Raw genomic sequence first — 17,458 nt, 5'->3', positions numbered from 1 at the left:
GGTGCGGGCGTGCTCGTCGCCGGTGGACCGGCGGCACGGGCAGGGGTGACAGGACTTGAACCTGCAGCCTGCGGTTTTGGAGACCGCTGCTCTGCCAATTGAGCTACACCCCTGTGCCCTGGGAAGGGCTCCGGGGCGACCGCCTCGCCGCAGCCGCACCCCGACCTCCGAGGAGATCCGGGGCACGCCGGTGGCGGGGTCAACAGCCCCAGGGACGCAAGTGTACGGGACCGTCCCGGTGTGCAGCCAACGTCCCACCGGTCCCACCCCTGCCGGTGGCCGGACCGGGTCCCGAGCGGGCGGGCCCTCCGCCCACGCGCCGACTTTGACACGATGGGTCCCATGACCGCCGCCTCCGCCCCGGAGTCCGCCGCCCCCTCGACCGCGCTGCCGCCTGCCGAGCGCCGCGTCTCCCGTCGCATCGGCGCGATCGCCGAGTCCGCGACGCTGGCCGTCGACGCCAAGGCGAAGGCCCTCAAGGCGGCCGGGAAGCCGGTCATCGGGTTCGGCGCCGGGGAGCCGGACTTCCCCACCCCCGACTACATCGTCGAGGCGGCGATCGCCGCCGCCCGGAACCCGGCCATGCACCGGTACACGCCCGCCGGCGGGCTGCCCGCGCTCAAGGAGGCGATCGTCGCCAAGACGGCTCGCGACTCCGGGCTGCAGCTCACCGCGTCGCAGGTCCTGGTGACCAACGGCGGCAAGCAGGCCGTGTACGAGGCCTTCGCGACCATGCTCGACCCGGGCGACCAGGTGCTCGTCCCCGCGCCCTACTGGACGACCTACCCCGAGGCGATCCGGCTGGCCGGCGGCGTCCCGGTCCCGGTCGTGGCCGACGAGCAGAGCGGCTACCTGGTGTCGGCCGCCCAGCTGGAGGCCGCGCGCACCCCGCGCACCAAGGCCTTGCTCTTCTGCTCGCCCTCCAACCCCACCGGCGCGGTGTACCCGGCAGAGCAGGTCGAGGAGATCGGCCGCTGGGCCCTGGAGGCGGGGCTCTGGGTGCTGACCGACGAGATCTACGAGCACCTGACCTACGGCGGGGTCGGCGCGCCGTCGATGCCGGTCGTGGTGCCCGAGCTCGCCGACCGCTGCGTGGTCGTCAACGGTGTGGCCAAGACCTACGCGATGACCGGCTGGCGGGTGGGCTGGATCGCCGGCCCGGCCGACGTCGTGAAGGCGGCGACCAACCTGCAGTCGCACGCCACCTCCAACGTCGCCAACGTCTCCCAGGCCGCGGCGATCGCGGCGCTGACCGGCGATCTCTCGGCGGCCGCCGCGATGCGCGAGGCCTTCGACCGTCGTCGGACGACGATCGTGTCGATGCTGCGCGAGATCCCGGGCATCGCCTGCCCCGAGCCGCAGGGCGCGTTCTACGTCTACCCCTCGGTGAAGGGGCTCCTGGGTCGGCCGATCGGCGGGCGCACCGCGGAGACCAGCGCCGAGCTGGCGGAGCTCGTCCTCGAGCAGGCGGAGGTCGCCGTCGTCCCCGGCGAGGCGTTCGGCACCCCGGGCTACATCCGGATGTCCTACGCGCTGGGCGACGACGACCTCGTCGAGGGCGTGACGCGCATGCAGCGCCTGCTGGGCTCGGCCGGCTGACCGCTCAGCGGGGGACGTCCGGGGGGTCGAGCGCCCCGGCCTCGACCAGCAGCTCGACCGCTGCGGGAAGCTCGGCCAGGGCCGCGCCGAGGTCGGCCGGCGTGGCGATCTGCCACGCCGTGGCGTCGGCGTAGCACCGGATCGCCGCGTCGAACGCCTCCGGGCCGGCGGCCTCCCGCGCGGCCAGGAGCGCTGCCCCGCCCTTCCCGTAGACGGTGGCCACGTAGGACCCGTCGCGGTCGAAGTCGTCCATGGCGCCACCGACGTCGCCGTCCCGGGCCAGCGCCGACTCCAGGGCGCGTGCCGGCGGCGGGTCGGGCACCGCCGCGGCCCACGTCGCGAACGCCTCGTCGAGCCAGGGGTCGCGGAACTGCGAGTTGCCGACCATTCCGTAGAACCACATGTGCGCGATTTCGTGGAGGAGCACGTCGGCGCTCGGCGTGGCCTCGAGGATCATGCTTGGGTACTCGATCCCGCCGCCGAAGTCGGGCAGCAGGGCGACGCCGAGCGTCTCGTACGGGAAGGGGCCGAGGAACGACTCGAGCCGCGCGATCGCGTCCAGGGTGTCGGCGAGCAGGTCCGACGGCTCGAGTTCGCCGTCGACCAGCGCCCCGACCCGGACCAGCACGCCTCCCGGCGTCCGCTGCTCCGCCGTGGCGAACGGGCCGGCCGCGACGGCGACGTCGCGGGCCACCGGGTCCGTCGACCGCCAGGTCCGACGTCCGTCCCGCGGCTCGGACGGGCTCGTCATCGCACCGGTCACCAGCACGGTGAGCTGCTCGGGAGCCGACACCGTGACCCTCGTGTCCGCGGCGGGACTGGTCGCGGTCTCCCCGGTCAGTCCGACGAACGGGTCCCGCGCCCACCCGGTGCCCGGCTCCCAGGCGAGCAGAGGGGCACCGCTCCCCCACCAGGTGATGCCCTCGGCGACCCCGAAGCGCTCGAACCCGCCCTCGCCGATGGCGAGCGTGAAGTCGAGCCGGACCTCGGTGGACTCCCCCGCGGCCAGCTCGTCGTCGAGGCGCACCACGTAGAGCCCGCCCGGCGCCGCGCCACCGGCCTCCTCGTAGCCGCCGTCCCTGACGTCGTCCCCGCGCGCGCGGTCGACGACCAGCCGGTTGCCGGCCGGCGCGGACTCCGGTGCGTTGGGGACGAGCCGGAACACCAGCTCGTCGGTGGGCAGGTCCGGGGTGAAGACGACGGTCTCGCTGCCGGTGACCGTGCGCAGGTCGTCGGCGAGGCGGAAGTCGTAGGCGATCTCCGGCCGGTCGGGATCGGGCGCAGCGCGCCCGTCCGGGCACGCGGCCGGGTCCGACGACGTCGGGGAGGCGGCAGGCGGCGCGTGGTCGCGCTCCGGATCACCCTCGGCGAACGAGGTGCACCCCGAGAGCAGCAGCAGGCCGGCCAGGGCGCAGCCCGACCGCCGCCCGATCACGGCAGGCGCACGACCGCGCGGGCGAGGGAGAGGACCTTCTCCCCTTCGCTGGTCACGGTCAGGTCCACCCGCGCGCGGCCGTCGTCCAGGAGGGCGGCGACCTTGCCGCGGACGGTGAGCTCGGCGCCGGCGTCGTCGTCGGGCACGACGACCGGACGGCCGAAGCGCACCTGGTACTCGACGAGAGCCGCGGGATCCCCGGTCCAGGCGGTGACGGCACGGCCGGCCAGCGCCATCGTGAACATGCCGTGGGCGATGACGCCGGGCAGGCCGACCTCGCGCGCGACCCGCTCGTTCCAGTGGATCGGGTTGAAGTCACCGGACGCCCCGGCGTAGCGGACCAGGTCCGCGCGGGTGACGCGGAAGACCTGCTCCGGGAGCTCGGTGCCCACCTCGGCGGTCATGCGCCCCTCGCCACGAGCATCGACGTCGCGGTGCACACGGCCTCGCCGTCCTCGGTGGTCAGTTCCACGCGGGCGGTGAGGAGGTCGTTGCCCGCGACCGTCCGGGCGGCATCGATGGTGGTGACCGCGACCAGCCGGTCCCCGGCCCGGATCGGGCGGTGGTGGACGAACTTCTGCTCGCCGTGGACCACCCGGCTGTAGTCCAGGCCGACGTCGGGATCGCCCAGCACGACGAAGGCGGCCTCGAGGCTCACCACGACGGCGAAGGTGGGCGGCGCGATCACGTCGGGGTGCCCGGCCGCGCGGGCCGCCTCGACGTCACGGTGCACCGGGTCGTCGGTGCCGACCGCGGCCGCGAACTCCGCGATCTTGGCGCGGCCGACCTCGTAGACGGCAGAGGGCGGGTAGCTGCGCCCGACCAGTTCCCGGTCCAGCGCCATGCTCCCGCCCTCGCTCAGCTGTCGGAGACCGTCAGCGGGTCTCGCGGTGCAACGTGTGCTTGCGCTCACGCGGGCAGTACTTCATCAGCTCGAGCCGGTCGGGGTCGTTCCGACGGTTCTTGCGGGTGATGTAGTTGCGGTTCTTGCAGTCCTGGCAGGCCAGGGTGATCTTCGGACGGACATCGGTGGCTGCCATGGAGTGCTCCTAGCCTTGTGGGACAGGTCCCGGGAACGGGACCTGGTGTCGCGCCGGCGAGGCCGACACGACGACGGACCCCGGGGTGCGGGGTCCGTCGGGAGTAGCGGTGACCGGACTTGAACCGGTGACACAGCGATTATGAGCCGCTTGCTCTACCAGGCTGAGCTACACCGCCGGGACGACCGTGCGGCCCGGTCTCGCGACTGGACCGGCCGGTCAGCTTACTGCCAGAGCCCCTTTACGGAATCGAACCGTAGACCTTCTCCTTACCATGGAGACGCTCTGCCGACTGAGCTAAAGGGGCTTGCTCCGAGGAGCCATCGAAGACTGTACCCGACGCCCGCACCCCCTCTGCAGGGACCCCCGGGAGCCCGCGCGCCGCGTCGCGCCGACAGGGGTCAGGTGCGGACGAAGAGCCTGCGGTGGGCGTCGCCGGGCGCTGCCGACCGAACGCCCGCCCGGGCGAGGAGCCACTTCTCCAGCCGGTCCTCGGGCAGCGGGCGGCTGATCAGGAAGCCCTGCAGCTTGTCGCAGCCCATCGTGGTCAGCTGGTTGCGGGTCATCTCGTCCTCGACGCCCTCGGCGACGACGCACAGCCCCAGGTTGTGGGCGAGCTCGATGATCGACCGGGCGATGAACGACTCCCCCTGGCTCGTCGCCATCGTGAGCACGAAGGACTTGTCGATCTTCAGCTCGTCGATGGGCAGCTGGCGCAGCTGCGACAGCGACGAGTAGCCGGTGCCGAAGTCGTCCATGGACAGCCTCAGCCCGAGGTCGTGCAGGTCGTCGAGCACCGAGGACTCGCGGACGGCGTCGTCGACGACGCTGCTCTCGGTGAGCTCCAGGATCAGCAGCTCACCGGGGACCTGGTGGCGCTCCAGCGCGCCGCGGATGCGGTCGACGAGGTCCGGCTCGGCCAGCGAGCGCGCGGACACGTTCACCGCCACCGCCAGGGCGATGCCCTGGTCGAGCCAGCGGCGGCAGCGGGCGAGTGCGAGGTCCAGGACGTGGTCGGTCACCGCACCGATGCGACCGATCTGCTCGGCCAGCCCGATGACCTCCTCCGGCGGGACGTTCCCGTAGCGCGGGTGGACCCACCGGACCAACGTCTCGACCGAGACGATGTCGTTGGACTGGGCCTCGACGACCGGCTGGAAGACCACGGTGATCTGACCGTCGGCCATCGCCTGCTCGAGCTCGGTCCCCAGCTGGAGACGGCGGAGGCTCTGCTGGTCCAGGACGGGGTGGTAGCTGGCCACACCGCCGGACTCCTCCGCGGCCAGCAGCGCGACGTCGGCCCGCTGCATGAGGACGCCGGCGTCGGTGCCGTGCATCGGCGTGGCGACGACACCGAGGCTGAGCGACACCTCCAGGTCCAGCCCTGCGACGCGGACACGGGTGGCCGCGGCCTCGCGCAGCCGGCGTGCGGCCTGCTCGGTGGCGGCGAGGGACAGGCCCGGGAGGAGGACGGCGAACTGCTCCCGCTCCATGCGGGCCAGCAGCGCGCGCGGCGGGGCGTGCTCCCGGAGCAGCCCGGCGGTGACCAGGAGCAGCTCGTCGCTCGCGGCGTGGCCGAGGGTGTCGGTGACGTCGGCGTAGGTGCCGAGGGAGGCGAGGATCAGCCCGGCCCGCACACGGGAGGAACCGGCGGAGAGGAGCTCGTCGATCTCCGCGGAGAGCCGCTGGCGGTTGGGCAGGCCGGTCAGCCGGTCGTGGTCGGCGTCGTAGCGGATGCGGGTGAGCAGCTGCTGCTGCCGGATGGCCGCGTTGACGTGGGTGAGCATCGAGTCGAGCGCGCCCCGCTCGCTGGTGCTGAACGTGACCAGGTCGCTGCGGCGGTCGCACACCTCGAGGTAGCCCGGCTCGCCGGCCGCCGTCGTGACCGGCGCCCCCAGCAGGTCGGAGACCCCGCGCCGGGCGAGGGCGGCACGCTCGGCCTCGTCGGCCCGGGCGGCGGCGACGTGGATGACGCCGTCGGCCGAAGCGACCGCGCGGCGACGCAGCAGGTCGTCCGGGTCGCCGGGGCCGTCGTACCAGTCGGCACCGTCCTCGGTGACGACGACGAGTCGCGGCCCCTCGTCGAGGTAGGGCGGCAGCCAGAGGGCGACGCGCTCGGCGTTGAGCAGCTCGCGCACCGCCTGGACGATCTGCCGCGTACCGGCCTCGTCGGACTGCACCTCCTCGACGCGGCGCGCGAAGTCGTACACCCGCTCCAGGGACTGGCTCTCCTGCGTGACTGCCGCGAACCGGCGGTGGAGCAGCACCAGAGCCGCCGCGAGCGGCGTCATGATCAGCCACGCCCAGACGGTGACGTGCAGCAGGAGCAGGATGGCCAGGCCGATGAGCACGGCCACCGGGCCCACCACCACCAGTGGCACGAGGATGCCGACCCAGATCGCGCGCCCCGGGTATCCCTGCGCCAACGTGATGGCGCCTGCCACGAGGACCGCGGACACGACGTTGGCCGCGAAGATCGCGAGCAGGTAGGAGACCCACGACCGGGGCTCGGTGACGTCACCGGCGGGCAGAACGGCGAGAACCGCTACCGCGACCCCGGCCTCGATCACGGCGACGGCCGCGTTGAAGACGACCTTGGCGGCGGGGAGGCGCTGTGTGGACAGGACCAACGCGACCGCTGCCGCTCGGGTCACAGCCGTCCACGCCCCGCCCAGCTCCACGAGGGCGAGCACGAAGGCGAGCTCACTGGCGGAACTGTGGAAGCTCTGCCGCCGGAACTCGACGTGCACGTTGAGCCGCTCCGCCACGATCGCGGTGCACAGGACCGCCAGGAGCACCGGGACGTCCACGGTCAACGGGCCACCGAGCAGCACGAACACGGCGACCGGGACCCCGACGACGAGCCCGAGCAGTGCCACGAACCACGGGCTGCGCGGCGTGCGCCCCCGTCCGCGCTCGTGAACCTGCTGCTCAGCTACCTGCAAGTGGACTCCCCCAGGTCGTCAGGCGGGCGAAGGCTAGCAGCGACCACGGCCGCCGCAAGACCTTCCGGTCGAGGATCGATCCGGGAAGACCTCGGCACGTCGCACGCCGAACATGAGTCGGGGCAGCCGTTCAGCAGAACGACTGCCCCTCGCGGGTGAGCCCGTGGACGGGTGCGGTCAGCCCGCCTGCCGAGTCCACTTGAACCCGCGAGTCCACTTGAACCCGCGAGCCGACTGACCTCCACGCTGAACGGTGCTGTTCATGGCGCCTCCCTCTGGGCACGAAAAGACTGGCTGGCGCGGCAGCCATCCACGCGCGGGGACAGAGCGTCGTCGAATACGGACCGCGCCGGAGACAATGCTTCCCGTGACGGCCGAGGACAAGCACGCCGGCGTCGACACGCCGCGCGCCTACGTCATGTCGTGACCTTCCGCCACTCGGATCCCACGTTCGGTGACGCAGAACGCTCCATCCGCCGTCGTCGTCCACAGCCGACGGGCCCGCATCAGGCGACCGGGTGAGAGTCCGTCCACAGTGTCCACAGATCGTGTCCACAGGTGGTGGACAACCGCGGCCGGCTGCTTAGCTCCCCCGCGTGCACGGCCCGACCCATGACCCCGAGCGGGGCTCGACGCTGCCGTTCGTGCTGGTCTGCTGGCTGGTCGCGGCACTGATGGCCTTCGGTGCGATCGCCGCGTCCGACGCCTTCCTGGAGCAGCAGGAGGTCCAGTCGATCTGCGACGGCGCGGCGCTGGCCGCCGCCAACCAGGCCGACGAGGCCGCCGTCTACACGCGCGGCGTCGGCACCGAGCTCCCCCTGACCCGTGCGGCCGCCCAGGCGGCGGTCGCCGACCAGCTCGCCGACGGCGGCATCGAGCTGGACAGCTGGTCGGCGGAGACCGACGGCGCCGAGGTGACCGTGCGCTGCACGCGGTACGTCGAGATCGCCTTCGACTGGCTCTTCCTCGGCGGGGAGCCGCTGGAGCGCACCGCCGTCGCCAGCGCGAGGGCGCCGACACTCCCCTGACCCGGACACGGCGACGGCCCCCGACCTGCTGGTCGGGGGCCGTCGTACCGGGTGTGGCGGGTGAAGGATTCGAACCTTCGTAGGCTAAGCCGACGGATTTACAGTCCGCTCCCATTGGCCACTCGGGCAACCCGCCGTGCACTGTGCGGTGCTCGGTACGCGGGAGAGACTACAAGACGCGGGGACCGTCGGTGACGGGTCCCCACCACACGAGTCCGGTGGCGGGCTGCGCCCGCACGGAGAGGGAGACATGGCCGACTCATCGTTCGACGTCGTCAGCAAGGTCGACCGGCAGGAGGTCGACAACGCCCTGAACCAGGCGGGCAAGGAGCTCTCGCAGCGCTTCGACTTCCGCGGCACCAACGCCACCATCGCGTGGGCCGGTGAGGACGGCGTGAGCCTGCAGGCCGACACCGAGGAGCGGGTCGTCGCGGCGCTCGAGGTGTTCAAGGAGAAGCTGATCAAGCGCGGCATCTCGCTGAAGGTGCTCGACGCTGGCGACCCGCAGGCCTCGGGCAAGACCTACAAGATCGGCGCCACGATCAAGCAGGGGATCGAGTCCGACGTCGCGAAGAAGATCGCCAAGCTGATCCGCGACGAGGGGCCGAAGGGCGTGCAGGCGCAGATCCAGGGCGACCAGCTGCGGGTCAGCGGCAAGAAGCGCGACGACCTGCAGGCGGTCCAGCAGCTGCTCCGCGGGGCCGACCTCGACGTCGCCCTGCAGTTCGACAACTACCGCTGAGGACGGCGACGCCCGGCACGGTGTCCCTCCTACCGCCGTTCCGCGGGCCGGAACGGCGGTCCCGGGGACATCGTGGCCGGCGTCGTCCACAGCTCTCCGGTCGGCACGGGCGCTGACCCCTCACAGCAGCGCAGCCTGTCGAGGTGCACGCCTCGCCGCACTCCTCGGCCATCAGGTTCGTCAGCCCTGCCGCCCCGCCATCTGCTCGAGGCGGGCGATGCGCTCGGCCATCGGCGGGTGGGTGGCGAACAGCGAGGCCATGCCCTGGCCGCGGAAGGGGTTGGCGATCATCAGGTGGCTCTGGGTCACCAGCCGCTCCTCCTGCGGCAGCGGCCGGGCCGCGGTGCCCCGCTCGATCACCCGCAGCGCATCGGCCAGCGCGAGCGGGTCCTGCGAGAGCTCGGCACCGGAGGCGTCCGCCTGGAACTCCCGGCTGCGGCTGACCGCCATCTGCACCAGGCCCGCGGCGATCGGACCGAGCAGCATCAGCAGCAGGCCGCCGACGGCGTTGCCGCCGCCGCGGTCGTCGCCGGAGCGACCGCCGAACAGCGAGGCGAACATCGCCATGTGCGCCAGGTAGGTGATGACCGTGGCCATGGCGCCGGCGACGGAGCTGATCAGGATGTCGCGGTTGTAGACGTGCGAGAGCTCGTGTGCCAGCACCGCGCGCAGCTGCCGCCGGTCGAGCAGCTCGAGGATGCCCTGGGTGACGCAGACGGCGGCGTTGCGCGGGTTGCGACCGGTGGCGAAAGCGTTGGGCTGGTCGGTCGGGCTCACGTACAGGCGAGGCATCGGCTGCCGGGCCGAGGTGGCCAGCTCGCGGACCATCGCGTAGAGCTGCGGCGCCTGCGTCTCGGTCACCGGGAAGGCCCGCATGGAGCGCAGGGCGAGCTTGTCGGAGTTGAAGTAGGCGTAGCCGTTCATGCCGAGCGCCACGACGAGCGCGATGAACAGCCCGCCCCGCCCGCCGATGAGCGCCCCGGCCATCAGGATCAGACCGCCCATGAGCCCGAGGAGCAGGGCGGTCTTCAGTCCGTTGTTCCAGCGCTGCACGCCCCGTCCAACGCCGTCCTCCGGGCTGCCGTTCCCCACCGATGGCCGGGTCGTCACCCGGCGGAATGAGATAAGGGCTGCCTTGGTTGGCACCCCCGGACGTGGTGGGATCCTCCCCGCTGCACAGCGTGTCCGGTTGCACAGCCGGGCGCGGACACACGCACGTAACCTCGCCCGGTGGAGGTACACCACTGATGACTGGCACCAACCCGACCGTCGCGCCGTCGGACTCGAACGGCGCCCTGGCCACCCCGGTGCCCAGCTCGGCCCCCGGCGGGCTGGTGAAGAGCGTCGTCGAACTCGACCGCGTGGTCATCCGCCTGGCGGGTGACTCCGGCGACGGCATGCAGCTCACCGGCAACCGGTTCACCAGCGAGACGGCGTCCTTCGGCAACGACCTCAAGACGCTGCCCAACTTCCCCGCCGAGATCCGGGCGCCAACGGGCACCCTGCCGGGCGTCAGCTCCTTCCAGCTGCAGTTCGCCGACCACGACGTCATGACGCCGGGTGACGCTCCCGACGTCCTCGTGGCGATGAACCCGGCCGCGCTCAAGGCCAACCTCTCCGAGCTCCCCGGCGGCGGCCTGCTCATCGTCGACTCCGACGAGTTCACGCCGCGGAACCTGGCCAAGGTCGGCTACGCGACCAACCCGCTGGAGGACGGCTCCCTGGAGGGGTGGCAGACCGTCAGCGTGCCGCTGACGTCGATGACCCTCGAGGCGCTCGCCGACTCCGGCCTGGGCAAGAAGGAGGCCGAGCGCAGCAAGAACATGTTCACCCTCGGCCTGCTGAGCTGGATGTACCACCGGCCGACCGAGGGCACGATCCGCTTCCTCGAGCGCCAGTTCCGCCGCAAGCCCGAGATCGCCGCGGCGAACATCGCCGCCTTCCGGGCCGGCTACAACTACGGCGACACCACCGAGGCGTTCGCGGTCTCCTACGAGATCAAGCCGGCCCCGATGAAGCCGGGCCGCTACCGCAACATCTCCGGCAACCAGGCGCTGGCCCTCGGCCTCGTTGCCGCCGGCCAGCGCTCGGGCCTGCCGGTCTTCCTCGGCGCGTACCCCATCACGCCGGCGTCGGACATCCTCCACGAGCTGTCCCGGCACAAGGCCTTCGGCGTGCGGACGTTCCAGGCCGAGGACGAGATCGCGGGCATCGGTGCCGCCCTGGGCGCCTCCTTCGGTGGTGCGCTCGGCATCACGACGACCTCGGGCCCCGGTGTCTCGCTGAAGTCCGAGGCGCTCGGGCTGGCGGTCATGACCGAGCTGCCGCTGGTCGTCGTCGACGTGCAGCGCGGTGGTCCCTCGACCGGCCTGCCGACCAAGACCGAGCAGTCGGACCTGCTGCAGGCCATGTTCGGCCGCAACGGCGAGGCACCCGTCCCGGTCATCGCCCCGCGCTCCCCCGGCGACTGCTTCGACGCCGCCGTGGAGGCCGCGCGGATCGCGCTGACCTACCGCACCCCGGTCATGCTGCTGTCGGACGGCTACCTGGCCAACGGCGCCGAGCCCTGGGCGATCCCGGACGCCGACTCGCTGCCGGACCTCACGTCCGCCGTCGCCTTCGCGACCGAGCCCAACGGCAGCGCACCCGACGGCACGCCCGAGTTCCTCCCCTATCTGCGCGACCCGGAGACCCTCGCCCGGGCGTGGGCGATCCCCGGCACGGCGGGCATGCAGCACCGGATCGGCGGGCTGGAGAAGGCCGACAAGACCGGCAACATCTCCTACGACCCCGCCAACCACGACTTCATGACCCGCACCCGGCAGGCCAAGATCGACGGCATCGCGGCGTCGATCCCGCCCACCGACGTCGACGACCCCGACGGTGACGCCCGGGTGGCCGTCATCGGATGGGGCTCCACCTACGGCCCGATCGGCGCCGCCGCCCGGCGGATCCGCAGCTCGGGTCGCAAGGTCGCCCAGATCCACCTGCGGCACATCAACCCGTTCCCCGCCGACCTCGGCGAGGTCCTCGCCCGGTACGACCGGGTGATCTGCCCCGAGATGAACCTCGGGCAGCTCTCGCTGCTCCTGCGCGCCAAGTACCTCGTGGACGTGCAGAGCCACACCCAGGTGCGCGGGCTGCCCTTCCGCGCGGCCGAGCTGGCCGCGGTGATCCAGGACGCGATCGACACGGTGCAGCCAGCCGCCGTGGACCACGCAGTTGCGAACGGAGCTCAGCAGTGACCACCGTCGAACTCGGCATGCCGGATGCGCCGACCCCCATCGACGCCGCCATCGCCCGATCGCTCGAGCAGCACGGTCCCAAGGTGACCGAGCTCAAGGGCAAGGACTTCAAGACCGACCAGGAGGTGCGCTGGTGCCCCGGGTGCGGTGACTACGTCATCCTCAACGCGGTCCAGAGCTTCCTGCCCAGCCTCGGCATCGCCCGTGAGGACATGGTCATCGTGTCCGGCATCGGGTGCTCCTCGCGTTTCCCGTACTACATGAACACGTTCGGGATGCACTCGATCCACGGGCGCGCCCCCGCCATCGCGACCGGGCTGGCCGCCGCCCGCCCCGACCTGTCGGTGTGGGTGGTGACCGGTGACGGCGACGCGCTGTCGATCGGCGGCAACCACCTGATCCACGCGCTGCGCCGCAACGTGAACATGACGATCCTGCTGTTCAACAACCGGATCTACGGCCTCACCAAGGGGCAGTACTCGCCCACCTCCGAGGTCGGCAAGGTCACCAAGTCCACCCCGATGGGCTCGCTGGACCACCCGTTCAACCCGGTCTCGCTGGCCATCGGCGCCGACGCCACCTTCGTGGGCCGCGCGATGGACTCCGACCGCAAGGGCCTGACCGAGGTGCTGCGGCAGGCCGCCGAGCACCAGGGCACGTCGCTGGTGGAGATCTACCAGAACTGCAACATCTTCAACGACGGCGCGTTCGAGCTGCTCAAGGACCCGGCGACCGGTCCGATGTGGACGATCCCGCTCGAGGACGGCAAGCCGCTCGTCTTCGGCCCCGACGGCGCCTCGTGCGTGGTCCGGGACGACTTCGGCGGCCTGCGGATCGCCGAGACCAACCAGGTCGACGCCTCGCAGATCGTGGTGCACGACGCGAGCCGCGAGGACCCGTCCTACGCCTTCGCGCTTTCCCGGCTGTCCTCGCAGGACCTCCGCTACACGCCGATGGGCGTCTTCCGGAAGGTCCAGAAGCCGAGCTACGAGGCGATGATGAGCGAGCAGCTCGACGAGGCCCGCCTGCAGGGCCCCGGGGATCTGGACGCCCTCCTCGCCGGCGGCGACACGTGGGAGGTCACGGCCTAGCCGCCGGACCCGTCACGGGCCCGTCTCCCTCCGGGGAGGCGGGCCCGCGGTCGTCGTGGCGCAGGACCGTCGTGACGACGGCGAGGGCGCGGCGGAGCTCCTCGCGGTCGGGCGCCGCAAACCCGAGGACCAGCCCCGCGCGGGCCTCGTCCGGACCGGCCCCGAGGTGGCGCCCCAGCCCGTCGAGGGTCACGCCTCCCTGTGCCGCGGCCGCGAGCACCTGCGCCTCCTCCGCCGCCCCCTCCAGTGGGACGAACACGTGCGCGCCCGCCGGATCCCCCTCGACCGCCCGCCCCGCCGCCTCGACGGCTGCGCACACCTCCGCGCGGCGGCCGGCCAGCTCGCGGCGCAGGCGGCGCAGGTGCCGGGCGAGGTCACCGGAGACCGCCATCGCGGCCATCACCCGCTGCCCGGCCCGCGGTGGGCGGACCCCGGTGCCCAGGCGCCGGGCCAGCACGGACTCGGCGACGGCGGGCGGCGCCACCATCCAGCCCACCCCGAGCGTCGGGCTCAGGATCTTGCTCGCCGTCCCGAGGTGGACGACGACATCAGGCCCGAGCGCGACGAGCAGCGGGAGCGGGGCGACGTCGTAGCGGAGCTCGCCGTCGTAGTCGTCCTCGAGTACCCACCAACCCTCCGCCCGGGCACGGGCGACCAGTGCCGAGCGCCGCGCCGCCGACATGCGCCGCCCGAGCGGGTACTGGTGGGCTGGGGTGCAGTAGACCGCGGAGACATCGGCGGGCACCGCGTCGACGACCAGCCCGTCGCGGTCCACCGGCACGGGCACGACCTCGACCCCCTCCTCGCGGAGAGCCCCGACCACGCGCTGGTAGCCGGGGTTCTCGACAGCCACCCGGCAGCCCGGCGGGAGCGCCCGCGCGATCTCCGCGACCGCGGCCGAGGTGCCGGTGGACGCCAGCACCAGGCCGGCGTCGACCACGAGCCCCCGGTGACGGAGCAGGTGCTCGGCCACCGCGGCCCGGAAGGCCGGATCACCCGCCGGTTCGGGCGTGCGGTCCGGTGCGGCGTCGCCGGCGGCTCGCCAGGCGCGCCGCCACGCCGACCGGTCCAGCACCTCCAGGCAGGGGGCGCCGGCACGCAGGTCCACCAGCTGCGGAACGCCGGTATCGCGGGCGCCGGGCAGAACGGTCCCGCCCGGTGCCGGGGTCACCGCGCTCAGCACGAAGGTGCCCGCTCCGCGACGTCCCCCGACCCACCCCTCGGCCAGCAGCTGGTCGAACGCGGCCGAGGTGACCGTGCGACTGACCCCGAGCGCCGCCGCGAGCTCCCGGGTCGAGGGCAGCCGATCCCCCGCGCGCAGCGTGCCGTCGGCGGTGGCCGACCGCAGGGCGTCGGCGATCTGCGCCGACAGCGGCGTGCGCGAGGCCCGGTCGAGCACGACCGGTGGGACGTCGACCACGAGCACCTCCGGAGTGGACTGCCGAAAAGGTACGCGATTGGCCGTTCCGGGGGGCCACTGCAGGCAGGAGGCTGCTCCCGTGGACAGCACCGAACCGCTCTCCCCCACTCCCCGCAGCACCGTGCGCCGGGGGGCGAAGCGCGCCCGGACCGACCGCTCGGACCTGTACGCCGTGCTCGACGCCGGACTCGTCGGCCACCTCGGCGTGGTGCTGGACGGTGCCCCGGTCGTGCTCCCCACCGGCTACGGCCGGCGCGGGGACACCCTGTACCTGCACGGCTCGACGGGCGCCGCCTCGCTCCGGGCCGCCGCCGCGGGAGCCCCGGTCTGCTTCACCGTCACCCACCTGGACGGGATCGTCTACGCCCGGTCGACCTTCCACCACTCGGTCAACTACCGCTGCGCCGTCGTCCACGGCACCGCCCGGGTGGTGCACGACGAGCAGGAGCGCCTGCTCGGGCTGGAGGCACTGACCGAGCAGCTGGCCCCCGGCTCGTGGTCGGCCGCGCGCCTGCCCGACCGCAAGGAGCTGGCCGCCACCACGGTGCTGGCCCTGGACCTGACCGAGGCCGGCGTCAAGGTGCGCACCGGACCCCCCGGTGACGACGAGCGGGACCTGGCGCTGCCGGTGTGGGCCGGCGTCCTCCCGCTCCGCACCGTCGCCGGCGGTGCCGAGCCCTGCCCGCTGCTGCCCGCGGAGGTACCGGTGCCCGAGCACGTGCTGGAGCGGCGGGTCAGCCTCGGGGCGTGATCCTCAGCAGCTCGTCGTCGTCCCCGTTGTCGGTGACGGCGTACAGCGCGCCGTCGACCCCCTGCTGCAGGGTCCGGATCCGGCCGTGGCTCCCGTCCAGCTCGGGTACGCGGAACTGGTCCACCACCGCACCCGCCTCGTCGAGGCGCAGGGCGAGCACCCCTTGCGCCTTGAGCAGCGCGAGGAGCAGCAGGCCGTCGTAGTCGGCCCACTCCCCGCCGCTGACGAACGTGGCGCCGCTCGTGGCCAGCGTCGGCGAACCCGAGGACCACACCGCCTCGACGGCGCCGGCGATCGACGGGTCGGTCATCGGCACGCTCTCGTCGTACCGGCCCGCACCGTCGGGGTCCCAGCCGTAGTTGCCGCCCTCGCGGAGCAGGTTGACCTCGTCGTCCCGGTCCGGGCCGTGCTCGACGGAGAACACCTGGTCCGAGCCCGGTCGCACGGCGAGGCCCTGGACGTTGCGGTGGCCGAGCGTCCAGACCGCGACCTGGCCCGTGGCGGGGTCGGCCCGCAGCACCTTGCCGCCGAGCGACGTCGGGTCCTGCGGGAGCGTCCCGTTCGCGGTGTCGCCGGTCCCGACGAGCAGCGCGCCGTCGGGGGCGAACTCCAGCCGGCAGCCGCCGTGCCGGCCGCTGCTCTCGTTCAGCGGCAGCCCACCGACCAGCGGATCGGCCGCCCGCGTCAGCGCGGACCAGTCGGCGGCGACCACCCAGGCGACCACGCGGATCTCCCCGGCCGTGCTGCCCTGGCAGCTGTAGAGCCGCCGGTTCGCCTCGAACGCGGGGTCCAGGGCCAGGCCCATCAGACCGGTCTCGCCGTCGGCGAAGAGATCGGGGAGGTCGGCAGCGACCTTGCGCACCTCACCGCCCGGCAGGACCGCGGTGAACCCGCCGCCGCGCTCGTCGACGAGCAGGGTGCCGTCGGTGGCCTGGACGACGTCCCACGGGTGGTCCAGCCCGCCCACGACGGTCTCGACGGTCAGCTCCGGCAGCGAGGGGGGCGGCGGCGCGTCGTCGACGTCCGCGGTGACCGTGGAGCAGCCCGCCAGGAGCAGCACGCCCCCCACCGCGAGCCAACGACCGGTGCGGGGCATGGCGGTCCTTCCGTCAGCTGGTGCGCGTCACCACGTAGTCGCAGAGGGCGGACAGCGCGTCGCGCACGTCGCCGGGGGGGACCGCGTCCAGGCGGGCGCGGGCACGGTCGGCGTACTCGCGCAGCACGTCGTTCGCCCGGGCCAGGGACCGGGAGGAGCGCAGCAGCGCCAACGCCTCGGCGTGCTCGCCGTCGTCCGTGACCGGTGCGGCGACCAGCTCGCGCAGCCGCCCCTCGTCCGGGTCGTCGCCTGCCAGCGCGAACAGCACGGGAAGGGTCGCGATGCCCTCGCGCAGGTCGGTGCCGGGCAGCTTGCCGGAGGCGCCGTCGGTGACGATGTCGAGCAGGTCGTCCGACAGCTGGAAGGCCACGCCGACCTCCTCACCGAACGCCGTCAGCGCCTCGACGAGTGCCGGCTCCACCCCGGCGAACGAGGCCCCGAAGCGCGCGGAGGTCGCCACCAGCGAGCCGGTCTTGTCGGCCAGCACCTGCAGGTAGTGGGCGACCGGGTCGTCGCCGGGCTGCGCGCCGACGGTCTCCTGGATCTGGCCGGTGACCAGCCGCTCGAAGGTGCGGGCCTGCACCCGGACGGCGTCGGGGCCGAGGTCGGCCAGGATGTCCGACGCGCGGGCGAAGAGCAGGTCGCCGGTGAGGATCGCGACGCTGTTGCTCCACCGGCTGTTCGCGCTCGGGGCGCCCCGCCGGACGGCCGCCTCGTCCATCACGTCGTCGTGGTACAGCGTGGCCAGGTGGGTCAGCTCGCACACCACGGCACCCTCGACGACCTGCGGCGCGCCGGCGTCGCCCAGCTGGGCGGCCAGCAGGGCCAGCATCGGCCGGAAGCGCTTGCCACCGGCCGCCATGAGGTGCCCGGCCGCCTCGCGGACGAAGGGGTGCTCGCTGCCGACGGCCACGGCGAGCCGGGCCTCGACCCGGGCCAGCCCCTCGGCGAGCGCCGCGCCGAGCTCGCCCTCGGGGAGCCAGGGGCCGATGGTCGACGCCGGTGTCGAGATCCGGTGCCAGACCTCGGTGGGGGTGCCGTCGGTCGCGGCACGGGCTCCGGTCAT

At 73.1% G+C, this 17,458-nt stretch carries 15 protein-coding genes and 4 tRNA genes; 6 read left to right on the top strand and 13 right to left on the bottom strand.

The window, feature by feature from the left end; genetic code table 11:
- Positions 1-40: 40 nt before the first annotated feature.
- A tRNA-Trp gene (locus tag DQ237_RS06700) sits at positions 41-113 on the bottom strand.
- A 229-nt stretch (positions 114-342) separates the two neighbouring features.
- Between DQ237_RS06700 and DQ237_RS06695 the strand changes: the two genes are divergently transcribed.
- Positions 343-1,599 carry a pyridoxal phosphate-dependent aminotransferase gene (locus tag DQ237_RS06695; protein WP_113798354.1) on the top strand — a complete coding sequence of 419 codons (1,257 nt, stop codon included), beginning with the start codon at positions 343-345 and terminating at the stop codon, positions 1,597-1,599.
- Between the two features lie 4 nt (positions 1,600-1,603).
- On the opposite strand, the gene DQ237_RS06690 is transcribed toward DQ237_RS06695, so the two are convergent.
- The 7 genes from DQ237_RS06690 to DQ237_RS06660 all read right to left on the bottom strand — a co-directional run bounded on the left by DQ237_RS06690 (position 1,604) and on the right by DQ237_RS06660 (position 7,019).
- Positions 1,604-3,034, bottom strand: coding sequence for a M1 family aminopeptidase (locus tag DQ237_RS06690; RefSeq protein WP_113798352.1), 1,431 nt, complete (start codon positions 3,032-3,034; stop codon positions 1,604-1,606).
- Complete coding sequence (locus DQ237_RS06685; protein ID WP_113798594.1) at positions 3,031-3,438, bottom strand: MaoC family dehydratase; 408 nt, start codon at positions 3,436-3,438, stop codon at positions 3,031-3,033. The genes DQ237_RS06690 and DQ237_RS06685 overlap by 4 nt, the downstream gene beginning before the upstream one ends.
- The gene (locus tag DQ237_RS06680) at positions 3,435-3,878 is read right to left on the bottom strand and encodes a MaoC family dehydratase N-terminal domain-containing protein (RefSeq protein WP_113798350.1); all 444 of its coding nucleotides are present in this window, start codon (positions 3,876-3,878) and stop codon (positions 3,435-3,437) included. Before DQ237_RS06680 ends, DQ237_RS06685 begins: the two co-directional genes overlap by 4 nt.
- Before the next feature lie 31 nt (positions 3,879-3,909).
- The gene (rpmG, locus tag DQ237_RS06675) at positions 3,910-4,074 is read right to left on the bottom strand and encodes a 50S ribosomal protein L33 (RefSeq protein WP_040338575.1); all 165 of its coding nucleotides are present in this window, start codon (positions 4,072-4,074) and stop codon (positions 3,910-3,912) included.
- A 104-nt stretch (positions 4,075-4,178) separates the two neighbouring features.
- Positions 4,179-4,252: transfer RNA gene (locus DQ237_RS06670), tRNA-Met, on the bottom strand.
- A 56-nt stretch (positions 4,253-4,308) separates the two neighbouring features.
- Positions 4,309-4,381 (bottom strand) — tRNA-Thr (locus tag DQ237_RS06665).
- A gap of 94 nt (positions 4,382-4,475) precedes the next feature.
- A complete protein-coding gene (locus DQ237_RS06660) occupies positions 4,476-7,019 on the bottom strand; it encodes a bifunctional diguanylate cyclase/phosphodiesterase (RefSeq protein WP_113798348.1) in 2,544 nt (847 codons plus the stop codon).
- A gap of 596 nt (positions 7,020-7,615) precedes the next feature.
- Between DQ237_RS06660 and DQ237_RS06655 the strand changes: the two genes are divergently transcribed.
- Complete coding sequence (locus DQ237_RS06655) at positions 7,616-8,047, top strand: pilus assembly protein TadG-related protein (protein WP_113798346.1); 432 nt, start codon at positions 7,616-7,618, stop codon at positions 8,045-8,047.
- Positions 8,048-8,101: 54 nt separating this feature from the next.
- Here the strand turns inward: DQ237_RS06655 and DQ237_RS06650 are convergent.
- A tRNA-Tyr gene (locus tag DQ237_RS06650) sits at positions 8,102-8,183 on the bottom strand.
- 114 nt (positions 8,184-8,297) lie between these two features.
- Here DQ237_RS06650 and DQ237_RS06645 point away from each other — a divergent pair.
- Positions 8,298-8,789: a YajQ family cyclic di-GMP-binding protein gene (locus DQ237_RS06645; RefSeq protein ID WP_113798344.1), complete on the top strand. Its 492-nt coding sequence runs from the start codon at positions 8,298-8,300 to the stop codon at positions 8,787-8,789.
- A 180-nt stretch (positions 8,790-8,969) separates the two neighbouring features.
- On the opposite strand, the gene htpX is transcribed toward DQ237_RS06645, so the two are convergent.
- Positions 8,970-9,842 (bottom strand): zinc metalloprotease HtpX, encoded by an 873-nt coding sequence (htpX, locus tag DQ237_RS06640; RefSeq protein WP_113798343.1) that lies wholly within the window; start codon positions 9,840-9,842, stop codon positions 8,970-8,972.
- Positions 9,843-10,036: 194 nt separating this feature from the next.
- On the opposite strand from htpX, the gene DQ237_RS06635 reads away from it, so the two are divergent.
- Both DQ237_RS06635 and DQ237_RS06630 read left to right on the top strand, forming a co-directional pair.
- A complete protein-coding gene (locus tag DQ237_RS06635) occupies positions 10,037-12,034 on the top strand; it encodes a 2-oxoacid:acceptor oxidoreductase subunit alpha (protein WP_113798341.1) in 1,998 nt (665 codons plus the stop codon).
- Entirely contained in the window at positions 12,031-13,125 is a 1,095-nt protein-coding gene (locus tag DQ237_RS06630; protein WP_205730097.1) for a 2-oxoacid:ferredoxin oxidoreductase subunit beta, read from the top strand. The genes DQ237_RS06635 and DQ237_RS06630 overlap by 4 nt, the downstream gene beginning before the upstream one ends.
- On the opposite strand, the gene DQ237_RS06625 is transcribed toward DQ237_RS06630, so the two are convergent.
- Positions 13,115-14,551, bottom strand: a complete 1,437-nt coding sequence (locus DQ237_RS06625; RefSeq protein ID WP_113798339.1) for a PLP-dependent aminotransferase family protein — start codon at positions 14,549-14,551, stop codon at positions 13,115-13,117. The two genes, DQ237_RS06630 and DQ237_RS06625, sit on opposite strands and share 11 nt — an antisense overlap.
- A gap of 73 nt (positions 14,552-14,624) precedes the next feature.
- Between DQ237_RS06625 and DQ237_RS06620 the strand changes: the two genes are divergently transcribed.
- A complete protein-coding gene (locus DQ237_RS06620) occupies positions 14,625-15,296 on the top strand; it encodes a pyridoxamine 5'-phosphate oxidase family protein (protein WP_113798337.1) in 672 nt (223 codons plus the stop codon).
- On the opposite strand, the gene DQ237_RS06615 is transcribed toward DQ237_RS06620, so the two are convergent.
- A complete protein-coding gene (locus DQ237_RS06615; protein WP_113798335.1) occupies positions 15,280-16,392 on the bottom strand; it encodes a sorbosone dehydrogenase family protein in 1,113 nt (370 codons plus the stop codon). The genes DQ237_RS06620 and DQ237_RS06615 overlap by 17 nt on opposite strands.
- A gap of 13 nt (positions 16,393-16,405) precedes the next feature.
- A complete protein-coding gene (locus DQ237_RS06610) occupies positions 16,406-17,458 on the bottom strand; it encodes a polyprenyl synthetase family protein (RefSeq protein ID WP_113798333.1) in 1,053 nt (350 codons plus the stop codon).

The organism is Blastococcus sp. TF02-8 (genome assembly GCF_003319175.1).
In the GTDB taxonomy this organism is placed as follows: Bacteria; Actinomycetota; Actinomycetes; order Mycobacteriales; family Geodermatophilaceae; genus Blastococcus.
This window is presented reverse-complemented; position numbering and strand designations above follow the sequence as displayed.

Coding starts and splice junctions, on each gene's coding strand:
- DQ237_RS06695 (WP_113798354.1), top strand. CDS start 343: ATGACCGCCGCCTCCGCCCCGGAGTCCGCCGCCCCCTCGACCGCGCTG.
- DQ237_RS06685 (WP_113798594.1), bottom strand. CDS start 3,438: ATGACCGCCGAGGTGGGCACCGAGCTCCCGGAGCAGGTCTTCCGCGTC.
- DQ237_RS06680 (WP_113798350.1), bottom strand. CDS start 3,878: ATGGCGCTGGACCGGGAACTGGTCGGGCGCAGCTACCCGCCCTCTGCC.
- rpmG (WP_040338575.1), bottom strand. CDS start 4,074: ATGGCAGCCACCGATGTCCGTCCGAAGATCACCCTGGCCTGCCAGGAC.
- DQ237_RS06645 (WP_113798344.1), top strand. CDS start 8,298: ATGGCCGACTCATCGTTCGACGTCGTCAGCAAGGTCGACCGGCAGGAG.
- DQ237_RS06635 (WP_113798341.1), top strand. CDS start 10,037: ATGACTGGCACCAACCCGACCGTCGCGCCGTCGGACTCGAACGGCGCC.
- DQ237_RS06615 (WP_113798335.1), bottom strand. CDS start 16,392: ATGCCCCGCACCGGTCGTTGGCTCGCGGTGGGGGGCGTGCTGCTCCTG.
- DQ237_RS06610 (WP_113798333.1), bottom strand. CDS start 17,458: ATGACCGGAGCCCGTGCCGCGACCGACGGCACCCCCACCGAGGTCTGG.